Origin of the sequence: Falsiroseomonas sp., assembly GCF_051859025.1 — a bacterium.
Lineage (GTDB): Bacteria > Pseudomonadota > Alphaproteobacteria > Acetobacterales > Acetobacteraceae > Falsiroseomonas.
The window spans coordinates 115308-125131 of the sequence record NZ_JBHYGL010000010.1 but is presented as its reverse complement, the minus strand read 5'-3'; the positions used below and the strand labels follow the sequence as shown (position 1 = coordinate 125131).

The window sequence follows — 9824 nt, the reverse complement described above, 5'->3', positions numbered from 1 at the left end:
CTGCGCCTGCGGCGTCGCGGCCGGGGCAGCAGCCACGGGGGCGCTGTCCTCCGTCGCGGCGGGCGGGGGCGGCGGGGGCGCACGGCGCGCTTCCTCGGCGGCGCGGCGCGCCTCCTCGGCGGCAAGCCGTTCCTCATCCTCGGCGCGGCGCCGGTCTTCCTCGGCGCGGCGGGCCGCTTCCTCGGCGGCGGAGCGCAGCTGGAGCGCCTGGCGCTCCCGCTCGTCGCGCTGGCGCTGCGCATCGACCCGGCGCTGCTCCTCCAGCACGCGCTGGCGCATGGCGACTTCCGCCTGCGTCAGCGGGCGGCCGGCCGCGGCGGGCGGCTTGCCCGCCGGGGCGGCATTGCCCGGGCGCGGTGACCCACCCACGGCGGGGCGAGGCCCGCTGGGCTGGGCGCCGGCCGGCGCTGCCGCCGCTGGCGCGGCACCCGGCTTTGCCGGTGCCACAGGTGCCGTGGGGGCGCGCTTCTTCAGCACCTCCACCTGCACCACCTTGCTGCGGCCATGGCTGAAGGACTGGCGCACGCTGCCAGCGTCCACCGTCTTGCCCAGCTCCAGGCGGCCGCCGGGCCGTAGGGAAAGCCGGCCCTTTGCCGCATCCTGGTCGTTCTGGTCGCTCATCCGCCGATCCGAACCCGATCTCTCGTCCGTCATGTCTAGCCGCGTGTTGAACGCGGCACCCTGTGCAGTCCGCGCAAGCGCGGGTGAAGTCGGTCCCCGCCCCGGCGAACCGGGGCGCGGTATTCATTCCCCGGCCGTGGCCGGGGGGTCCGTTGCCTCGGGCGGCGCGCCCGGCGCGTCCCCCTGTCTTGGCCCCGCAGCGGCAACGCCCGCGAGCCGTGCGGCTTCCGCCGCGATTCCGTCCGCCAGCTTTCCTGGCGCGATGACAACATGCACCGCCCGGTCCCGTCCGAACAGCGCCCCCAGCTCCTCCGCGTTCAGCGGCGCCACAGATGGCACCCGCCGCAAGCCGAGGAGCCGTTCCCGCTCCGCCAGGCTTCCATCCGAAGCCTGAACCACCAGGCCGGCAGTCCCGGCCTGCAACACTTCCCGCGCCGCCTGCCAGCCGCTGACGGCCTGGCCGGCGCGACGGGCGAAGCCGATGAGGTCGCGGACGCGCCCCCGTAGGCCGTCCTCGATCCGCGCGCGAAGGTCAGGGGGCACGTGCACCGAACCGCGTGCCGCCTTGGCGAAGGCCCCGCGGGTCGTGGCACGTTCTATCACATCAGCCTTCGCGCTCAACCACATTCCCCGGCCCGGCAGTCGCCCGGCCAGATCGCAGACCACCCGACGCTCCGGCGACAGCACGAAGCGCAGCATCGCCTCCTTCGGCAGCCTTTCCCGGGTGACGAGGCAACGGCGCAGCGGGCCCTTCTCGGGCTCTTCCGCGTCATCATCCGCGTAATCCGCCGGATCATGGACCAGGGACTCCCCTGGCCCGGCCACCACCAGGGCAGCCTGATCCTCGATCAGCGTCGCCGAAACCCCGGCCTCGGCCGGGTGCGGCGCGGTGTCAGGCGTTGCGTTCGTCGCCCTGCTCCCCATCCGCGGTGCCCTCGGCGGCGCCTTCTTCCGTCGTTTCCTCGGCTGCCTCGTCCGCCTCGCCTTCCAGCTCGGTGGCCTCGGCCTCCTGTTGCGCGGCCAGGGCGCCGACGACGTCCTCATCGCCGAACCAGCCGGCGGATTGGCGCGCGGCCAGGATGACGGCGTTCGCCGTATCCTCGTCCACCGCATCCGTGCCCAGGATCTCGATCAATTCGTCGCCGGCCAGATCAGCCAGGTCGTCGAGGGACTTCACGCCCTTCTCGCCCAGCGCCACCAGCATGGCGGGGGAGAACCCGCCCACCTCGGCGACCGCGTCCTCAACCCCCATCTCGCGACGCTTCTCGTCGAGTTCAAGGTCGCGCTTGTCCAGGAAGGCCTGCGCACGCCTCTTCAACTCAATCGCGACATTCTCGTCGAAGCCCTCGATACCCGCGAGTTCCTCGTCATCGACGTTGATGATGTCCTCGATGGAGCCGAAGCCCTCGGTCACCAGCAGGCCGGCGATCACGTCGTCCACGTCGAGCCCTTCGACGAAGAGGCCGGAGCGCTTGCGGAAATCCTCCTGCCGGCGCTCGGATTCCTCGGCCTCCGTCAGGATGTCCACGTCATAGCGCGTGAGCTGCGACGCCAGGCGAACATTCTGGCCGCGGCGGCCGATGGCGAGCGAAAGCTGGTCATCCGGTACCACGACCTCGACCCGGCGTGCATCGTCGTCGAGCACCACCTTGGTGACTTCGGCGGGGGCGAGCGCGTTCACGATGAAGGTGGCCTGGTCCTGCGACCAGGGAATGATGTCGATCTTCTCGCCCTGCAGTTCCTGCACCACGGCCTGCACGCGCGAACCGCGCATGCCGACGCAGGCGCCGACGGGGTCGATGGAGCTGTCGCGGGAGATCACCGCCATCTTGGCGCGCGAACCGGGGTCCCGCGCCACCGCCTTGATCTCGATGATGCCGTCGTAGATTTCCGGCACTTCCTGCGCGAACAGTTTTGCCAGGAAGCCCGGATGGGTGCGGGACAGGAAGATCTGCGGGCCGCGGGGTTCCTCCCGCACGTCGTAGATGTAGGCGCGGACGCGGTCGCCATTGCGGAAGGCTTCGCGCGGGATGGTCTCGTCCCTCCGCAGGAGGGCTTCCGCGCGGCCGAGATCGACCATCAGGTTCCCGTATTCGGTCCGCTTGACGACGCCGTTGATGATCTCGCCGACGCGGTCCTTGTACTCGTGGAACTGCTTGCTGCGCTCGACCTCGCGCACGCGCTGCACGATGACCTGCTTGGCGGTCTGGGCGGCGATGCGGCCGAAATCGATGGGCGGCAGCGGGTCGACGATGAATTCGCCGATCTGGATGCCGGGCTTGATCTTCTGGGCGATGCGGAAGGAAAGCTGCGTCGCCTCGTTCTCCACCGGCTCGGCTTCCACCACCTCCGTCCAGCGGGAGAGGCGGACCTCACCGCTTTTCCGGTCGATGGTCGCGCGGATGTCCTTCTCATGCCCGTATTTGGCGCGGCCGGCCTTCTGGATGGCCTGCTCCATCGCCTCGAGCACCTCGTCACGCTCGATCATCTTCTCCCGGGCGACCGCATCGGCCACCTGCAGGAGTTCCGGGCGCGCGATCGCGACATCCATCGCCATGGCGTCAGTTCCTCTTGGGTTTGCGGCCGCGGGGGGGCGCCCCGGCGGCCTCGTCCTGGACCTCCTCCGTGCCGGCGTCTTCCGCCGGCGCGGTGGTGGCCGCGATCAATTCGTCGGTCAGGACCAGCTTGGCGCGGCGGATATTGCCGCGCGGCAGGTCGAGCTGCGTCCCATCCTCCAGCCGCATCCGCGCGACCTCGGCATCCGCGCCCAGCGCGATGCCGCGGAAGCGCTTGCGGCCGTCCTGCGGCACCACGAGTTCCACCGTCGCGATATGGCCGGCGAAGCGGTTCCAGTCCTTGGCGCGGGTCAGCGGGCGATCGATGCCGGCGGAGGAAACCTCCAGCGTCCACTCGCCCTTGATGGGGTCTTCGACGTCCAGCACGGCGCCGACTGAATGGCTGATGGCTTCGCAATCCTCGACGCGGAAGGGCGCTTCATCGGCCCGGTCGGCCATGATCTGCACCACCGGCCGTTCCTTGCCGCTGACCTGGATCCGCACGAGTTCATAGCCGAGCTGCCCCAGCGTCGGCGTGATCGCCGTGGCGATCCGGGCCTCCAGGCCCTCATGGTGCGGTTGATCTTCGTCCATTGCGCATTCCAGGCCGACGCGCCCGGGGCCGCAGGAAGCGGCCAACAAAAAAGGCGGCCCGTTTCGGGGCCACCTCCCGGTCTCGTCGGAAAGCGATCTCTCGACTGCCATATAGCCGCGCGTCGCACCGACCGCAAGCGCGGCGGAGGACCGACCGCAAGCGCGGCGGCGTTACTCCGCGCCTGGCGGCGTGGGTACGCGCGCGAGATGAGTGACGCGGCGCCTTCCATGGGCGCGCGGCGACAACGCCTCCCCATGCAGCCGGTTGTCGAACACCCGCGCGCCACCGCGGGCGACTTCGACCAGGCAGAAATGGCCGGTGACGCGGGCCAGCCACCAGCCCTCCGGCAGCCCGTCCCGCACCGCGCGGGTCAGTGTCTTGCGGCCCTCCACCGGCTGGGGCTCCGCTGTCACGCCGGCCAGGCCGAGCGCGCCGACCAGGTCGCGCCACCAGGCCGTCACCACCTCCCGCCCCGGCGGGTAGCGGTCCGGCGCCACCCGGGCGAGCAGCGCGCAGGCGCTGGCATAGTCGAGCCCCGCCGCGGTCGCGACCGCGGTCGGGCCGCACCAGGGGGCGTAGCCGCCGCGCTCACCGGCGAAATCCTCCGGGCGGGGAAGGCGGCGCGGACGAAGGTCATTGGCGGGCAGCGGCAACATCGCGGAGGGCCCCGAACATCGAGAGCCTCACGATAGCGTGAATTATACAATCACACAATCGCGATGAAGCGCGCGGCGCGCGATCAGGTCTTGCGGAAAATCCACCAGATCGGCTGCCGGCCTTCCCGCCGCGCCTTGGCCTCGTACCGCGTACCGGGCCAGCCCGCGGGGCGTTCGGCCGCATGGCGCTCCGCCCGCGTGAACAGCGTGGTGTTGGCGAAGACGTCCTCGACCCAGGCCTGGTAGGTCGGGTCGTCACTGGCGATGCGCCATTCGCCGCCCGGCCGCAGCACGCGGTGCACCAGGGCCAGCAACTCCGGATGCACGAAGCGCCGCTTGGCGTGGCGCGATTTGGGCCAGGGGTCCGGGAACATGAGCATCAGCCGGTCCAGGCACCCTTCCGGCAGCGCCTGCACCAGGTGCCGGGCATCGGTGGGCCAGAGGCGCAGGTTGGCCGGTAGCGCGCCCGTGCCTTCCTCCCCTTCCGCCACCAGCCGCGTCAGCAGGGAACAGAGCCCGTTCTCGAAGACCTCGGAGGCGATGTAGGCAACCCCCGGATGCGCCGCGACCTGTTCCAGCGCGTGCTCCCCGCCGCCGAAGCCGATCTCCAGCCACAGCTTCGCGCCCGGCATGGCGAAGGCGGCCAGCGGGTCGCGCGCCTGCTCCGCCGAAAGCCGCAGGCGGGGCAGGGTGACGTCCAGCAGGCGCTGCTGGCGGGGGCGCAGCGGGTGGCCGCGGCGACGACCATAGAGGCGGTCGGGCACGCCCTCGGCAAGCGGTGGACGGTCGGCGGTCATGGTCGGTTCCGAACAGGAAAAAGGGGCGGCAGGCTTGCGCCGGCCGCCCCCAAGGTCAGGCTAAACCCAGGCTCAGCGGTTGAAGGCGCGGCGAATCTCGTCGGCCAGGTCCGTCTTTTCCCAGGTGAAGGTGCCCTTCTCCAGGTCCGGCGTGCGGCCGAAATGGCCATAGGCGCTGGTGACGGCGTAGATCGGGCGGTTCAGGTGCAGATGCTCCCGGATCCCGCGCGGGGAGAGGTTGACCAGGCCGTCCATGACCTTGGCCAGCTTCGCCTCATCGACGTCCTTGCCCGTGCCGTGCAGGTCGAAATAGACCGAGAGCGGCTTGGACACGCCGATGGCGTAGGAGACCTGGATGGTGCACTTGTCGGCGATGCCGGAGGCGACGACGTTCTTGGCGACGTAGCGCGCGGCATAGGCGGCGGAACGGTCGACCTTCGTCGGATCCTTGCCGGAGAAGGCGCCGCCACCATGGGGCGCCGCGCCACCATAGGTGTCCACGATGATCTTGCGGCCCGTCAGGCCGCAATCGCCATCGGGGCCGCCGATGATGAAGGTGCCGGTCGGGTTCACGTAGAACTCGTTGTCCGGGCACATCCAGCCCTTGGGCAGGCTGCTTTCGACGATCGGGCGCAGGATGCGCTTGATCTCGGCCTGGTCCAGGTGTTCCTGGTGCTGGGTCGAGACGACGATGGAGGTGGCGCCTACCGGCTTGCCATCGACGTAGCGCAGCGTGACCTGGGACTTGGCGTCGGGCAGCAGGCCCTGGACGGCCACGTCGCCGGCCCGGCGCATCTCGCTCACGCGGCGCAGGATCAGGTGCGCGTAGTAGAGCGGCGCGGGCATCAGCTCCGGCGTCTCGCGGCAGGCATAGCCGAACATGATGCCCTGGTCGCCGGCGCCTTCATCCTTGTTGCCGGCGGCGTCCACGCCCTGCGCGATATGCGCGGACTGCGCATGCAGGTGGCACTCGATCTGGGCGTTCTTCCAGTGGAAGCCGTCCTGCTCGTAGCCGATGTCATGGATGGCCATGCGGGCCAGGTGGATCAGCAGCTCCGGCGTCACGCTGCCGGGGCCACGCGTCTCACCAGCCAGCACCACGCGGTTGGTGGTGCACAGCGTCTCGCAGGCCACGCGGGAATAGGGATCGGCCGAGAGGTAGGCGTCGAGCACGGTATCCGAGATGCGGTCCGCCACCTTGTCCGGGTGGCCCTCGGAGACGCTCTCCGACGTGAAAAGATATTCGCCCTTGTCGCGCATGGCTTGGTTCGGCCTCTTGTCGCGGGAGAGCCGGAACGCCCCGGCCTGGCAAGAATGCCCCAGCGGATCCGGGACGGGCGCGTATCGCAGTGCAAAATGGCGGGGTCAAGGCAGGTGAGCGCGCCTGAGGCGTGCCAATCGCGTCAGGGTTGTGGCCGAGGGCCGCGGAAGCGCCCAGGCGACAGCCGCGGCGCACCCCCCAATCCCAGGCGCCCCGCTTCATCGCATGCCGAGCACATCCATCATGGAATAGAGACCGGCGGGCCGGCCATGCAGCCACAGCGCCGCGCGCACCGCCCCGGTCGCGTAGGACCGGCGGTCGAAGCTGCGATGGGTCAGCGCGATCTGCTCCGTCCCGCTGGCGAAGAGCAGCGTGTGCTCCCCCACCACCTGGCCGCCGCGCAGCGCCGCGAAGCCGATCGGGCCGGTGGCGCGGGCGCCGGTATGGCCATCCCGGCCGGAATCGATCCCCACCTCCTCCAGCGTCTTGCCGCGCCCCTTCGCGACGGCGCGGCCCATGGCGATGGCGGTGCCGGAGGGCGCGTCGACCTTCTGGCGGTGGTGCATCTCCAGGATCTCGGCGTCGTATTGCTCGGGCGGCAGGGTCGCGCCCATGCGTTCCGCGATGGCCAGCACCAGGTTCACCCCGGTGGAGTAGTTGGCGGCGTAGCAGACCGGCGCGGAGCGGGCGGCGGCGGCGATGGCGGCCTCCTCCTCCAAGGTCAGGCCGGTGGTGCCCAGCACATAGGCCCGGCCCGCGGCGGCGGCGGCGGCGGCATGGCCGGCGGCGGCGGAGGCATGGGTGAAGTCGATCACCACGTCGCTGACCGCGAACAGCGCCGCGGCATCGGGCAGCAGCGCGGCGGGCAGGGTGGCGGCATCCGCGCCGGGCCGGTCTATCCCGCCGGCCAGCGTAGCGCCGGCCAGCACCGCTTCCTCCGCCAGCAGCCGCCCCATGCGGCCGGCGATGCCACAGATGCCGATGCGGACCATGCGAACCCCCCGTTTCCCGAGCGCACAGGCTTCGCCCGAGCCGCCAAAGGGGTCAAGGCTACAGGCTGATGAGTTGCCCCGGCCCGACCGCGGCCAGGAAGGTGACGACGCCCGCCACCTCCACCCCGGGCGCGAGGCTGGCGGAGGCGAGGGCTTCCGCGCGCAGCCCGGCCTCGCAGGCGATGAGGCGGATGCCGAGGTCGCTTGCGGCCGCCATCAGCGTCCCGATGCCGGCGACGCCGCGGGATTCCAGCAGCGCCTCACGCCCATCCGCCTCCAGCGGCGCGGTGGCGAGGAAGAGGCGACAGCCGCCATTGGTGGCGAAAAGCGTGACATCGCGCCCGACGGCCGCGGCACCGGTGGCGAGCACCAGGGCGTAGTGGGCTGCTTCATGGTCGCCGTGGCGCAGCAGGATGCCGAGCGGGGTGGTCACACCGAACAGGCCGGGGCCGCGGCATCACCATGCCCGGCCAGGTCATGGATGGTGGCGGCGTCCCCGCACAGCGCGCAGGCGGGGTCGCGCCGCAGCTTCACGGTGCGGAACCGCGCATCCAGCGCATCCCACAGCAGCAGGCGGCCCGACAGATCCTCCCCGATGCCGAGGATGACCTTGAGCACCTCCGTCGCCTGCAGCGTGCCCATCACGCCGGTGACGGCGCCCAGCACCCCGGCCTCCGAGCAGGTCGGCACCAGGCCATCCGGCGGCGGTTCGGGGTGCAGGCAGCGGTGGCAGGGATGCGGCGCGCCGAGGTGGGATTTGAAGACGGAGAGCTGGCCCTCGAACCGCAGCACGGCGGCGGAAACCAGGGGGCGGCCCAGCAGATGGCAGGCATCGCCCAGCAGGAAGCGGGTGGCGAAATTGTCGGTGCCGTCGCAGACCAGGTCGTAATTCGGGATGTTCTCCCACGCCCAGGCGGCGTCGAGGCGCCTGGCGTGGATTTCCACCTTCACCGCCGGGTTCAGCGCGCCGATCGTCTCCGCCGCGCTCTCCGCCTTGTTGCGGCCGATGCGGTCCGTGACATGGGCGACCTGGCGCTGGAGGTTCGACAATTCCAGCCGGTCATCATCGATGATGCCGAGCGTGCCGATGCCCGCCGCCGCCAGGTAGAGGGCCAGCGGCGATCCCAGCCCGCCGGCACCCACCAGCAGCACCCGCGCCGATCGCAGGCGGGACTGGCCGATCGCGCCCACCTCCTCCAGCAGGATGTGGCGGGAGTAGCGGCGGAGCTCCGCCTCGGTGAAGTCGAGGTCCATGGGGGCGATATGGGCGCGGCAGGGGCCGCGGCGCAATACGGCGCCAGGCGTCCTCAATTTTTAAGCCCACTAACCCTCTTTAGCACCTTTAGCACCGTTTTCGCAGGGGCGGCGGACCCCGGGATGGGGTGGCGCGGGCGTGATCCGGGGCGATGATGATGTGAACATAAAGCGAACTTATGCCGAGGTGCCAGCTTTTTCGTGACCGCCGCGGAACCTTCCCGGGGGTTGGCGCGCTGCTCCCGCCGGGTTATGCCCCCGCCCCCGCCTTCAGGCGGGTTCCCCCTGCCGCGCGCCAACATGGCCCGCAGGGGTTCCGCGCCCCGGCCCCGCCGGCGCACGGGCGGGGCCCTGGCCCCAGGCACAGCCCGTTCCGGGTTAACGCCACGGTAGCAACCCCGGCGCCACATGCGCCGGCGATCGCAGGAGGTGATGGCGGAGCATGCGCAAGCGGACGCGCCTTGGGCTGGACGGCCAATCGGCGAAGGGCCGTGCCCGTCGCCATGGCCGATGGACCATGCTGCTGCCGCTGCTCGGCTGGCTCATGGCCGCGCCCCCGACCGCCCATGCCCAAGCGGGCTGCCCCGACGTGCTGCTGGGCGACAGCCTGGCCGTCGGCATGGCCCCCTTTGCCCAGGCCCAGGGGTTCGAGGTGATCGCCCGCAACGGCGCCGGCATCGCCTGGCTACGCCAGCAGGAACCCCGCTGCGCCCGGCGCCTGGTGCTGGTCTTCGGCACCAATGACCTGCGCGGCATGCGGAACGAGGAAGCGGACCAGTACCTCCGCCAGATCAGCGCGGTGATGGAACGCTGGCCGGCCGCGCGCATCATCTGGGCAACGCCGGGCTGCTTCAACCGGGATGCCCAGCTGGAACAGGGCAGCACCGCGCTGGACCGCGTCCTGGCGCGCCGCGTGAACCAGGCCGATGACGCACTGCGCCACCTGCCCGCCATCCACCGCGGGCGCGAAGCCCGCTGCACCTATGAATCCCATGACGGAGTGCACCCGACCGGGGAGTTCTACCGCAGCTGGTGGTCCACCCTGGTGCGGTCGATGGAGCGCACGCAGGTCGCGGCGACGCGCTGACCGCTT

11 protein-coding genes are annotated in these 9824 nt (G+C 71.0%); 1 reads left to right on the top strand and 10 read right to left on the bottom strand.

Features of this window, described 5'->3' with window-relative positions:
* The 10 genes from ACTIE5_RS11475 to ACTIE5_RS11430 form a co-directional block, all read right to left on the bottom strand.
* The coding region (locus ACTIE5_RS11475) for a translation initiation factor IF-2 associated domain-containing protein (RefSeq protein WP_439549832.1) at positions 1-621 on the bottom strand (621 nt) is incomplete at its 3' end.
* 123 nt (positions 622-744) lie between these two features.
* Complete coding sequence (locus tag ACTIE5_RS11470; protein ID WP_439549831.1) at positions 745-1545, bottom strand: RNA-binding protein; 801 nt, start codon at positions 1543-1545, stop codon at positions 745-747.
* Positions 1514-3172, bottom strand: coding sequence for a transcription termination factor NusA (nusA, locus tag ACTIE5_RS11465; RefSeq protein WP_439549835.1), 1659 nt, complete (start codon positions 3170-3172; stop codon positions 1514-1516). The genes ACTIE5_RS11470 and nusA overlap by 32 nt, the downstream gene beginning before the upstream one ends.
* Before the next feature lie 10 nt (positions 3173-3182).
* A complete protein-coding gene (gene rimP / locus ACTIE5_RS11460) occupies positions 3183-3770 on the bottom strand; it encodes a ribosome maturation factor RimP (protein WP_439549830.1) in 588 nt (195 codons plus the stop codon).
* 171 nt (positions 3771-3941) lie between these two features.
* Positions 3942-4427: a hypothetical protein gene (locus tag ACTIE5_RS11455; RefSeq protein WP_439549829.1), complete on the bottom strand. Its 486-nt coding sequence runs from the start codon at positions 4425-4427 to the stop codon at positions 3942-3944.
* Positions 4428-4510: 83 nt separating this feature from the next.
* On the bottom strand, positions 4511-5224 hold the full coding sequence (gene trmB / locus ACTIE5_RS11450; RefSeq protein ID WP_439549828.1) for a tRNA (guanine(46)-N(7))-methyltransferase TrmB: 714 nt from the start codon (positions 5222-5224) through the stop codon (positions 4511-4513).
* A 72-nt stretch (positions 5225-5296) separates the two neighbouring features.
* Positions 5297-6484, bottom strand: a complete 1188-nt coding sequence (gene metK, locus ACTIE5_RS11445; RefSeq protein ID WP_439549827.1) for a methionine adenosyltransferase — start codon at positions 6482-6484, stop codon at positions 5297-5299.
* A 219-nt stretch (positions 6485-6703) separates the two neighbouring features.
* Positions 6704-7477, bottom strand: a complete 774-nt coding sequence (gene dapB, locus ACTIE5_RS11440) for a 4-hydroxy-tetrahydrodipicolinate reductase (protein WP_439549826.1) — start codon at positions 7475-7477, stop codon at positions 6704-6706.
* Between the two features lie 58 nt (positions 7478-7535).
* Positions 7536-7910, bottom strand: coding sequence for a DsrE family protein (locus tag ACTIE5_RS11435; RefSeq protein ID WP_439549825.1), 375 nt, complete (start codon positions 7908-7910; stop codon positions 7536-7538).
* Positions 7907-8731 (bottom strand): HesA/MoeB/ThiF family protein, encoded by an 825-nt coding sequence (locus ACTIE5_RS11430; RefSeq protein ID WP_439549834.1) that lies wholly within the window; start codon positions 8729-8731, stop codon positions 7907-7909. Before ACTIE5_RS11430 ends, ACTIE5_RS11435 begins: the two co-directional genes overlap by 4 nt.
* Positions 8732-9173: 442 nt before the next feature.
* Here ACTIE5_RS11430 and ACTIE5_RS11425 point away from each other — a divergent pair, with 442 nt between their 5' ends.
* The gene (locus ACTIE5_RS11425) at positions 9174-9818 is read left to right on the top strand and encodes an SGNH/GDSL hydrolase family protein (RefSeq protein WP_439549824.1); all 645 of its coding nucleotides are present in this window, start codon (positions 9174-9176) and stop codon (positions 9816-9818) included.
* The last annotated feature ends 6 nt before the right edge of the window (positions 9819-9824 follow it).

Excerpts from the sequence above, each read along its gene's own strand:
- ACTIE5_RS11425 (WP_439549824.1), top strand. The coding sequence starts at position 9,174 with ATGCGCAAGCGGACGCGCCTTGGGCTGGACGGCCAATCGGCGAAGGGC.
- rimP (WP_439549830.1), bottom strand. The coding sequence starts at position 3,770 with ATGGACGAAGATCAACCGCACCATGAGGGCCTGGAGGCCCGGATCGCC.
- nusA (WP_439549835.1), bottom strand. The coding sequence starts at position 3,172 with ATGGATGTCGCGATCGCGCGCCCGGAACTCCTGCAGGTGGCCGATGCG.
- metK (WP_439549827.1), bottom strand. The coding sequence starts at position 6,484 with ATGCGCGACAAGGGCGAATATCTTTTCACGTCGGAGAGCGTCTCCGAG.
- ACTIE5_RS11430 (WP_439549834.1), bottom strand. The coding sequence starts at position 8,731 with ATGGACCTCGACTTCACCGAGGCGGAGCTCCGCCGCTACTCCCGCCAC.
- dapB (WP_439549826.1), bottom strand. The coding sequence starts at position 7,477 with ATGGTCCGCATCGGCATCTGTGGCATCGCCGGCCGCATGGGGCGGCTG.
- trmB (WP_439549828.1), bottom strand. The coding sequence starts at position 5,224 with ATGACCGCCGACCGTCCACCGCTTGCCGAGGGCGTGCCCGACCGCCTC.
- ACTIE5_RS11470 (WP_439549831.1), bottom strand. The coding sequence starts at position 1,545 with ATGGGGAGCAGGGCGACGAACGCAACGCCTGACACCGCGCCGCACCCG.
- ACTIE5_RS11455 (WP_439549829.1), bottom strand. The coding sequence starts at position 4,427 with ATGTTGCCGCTGCCCGCCAATGACCTTCGTCCGCGCCGCCTTCCCCGC.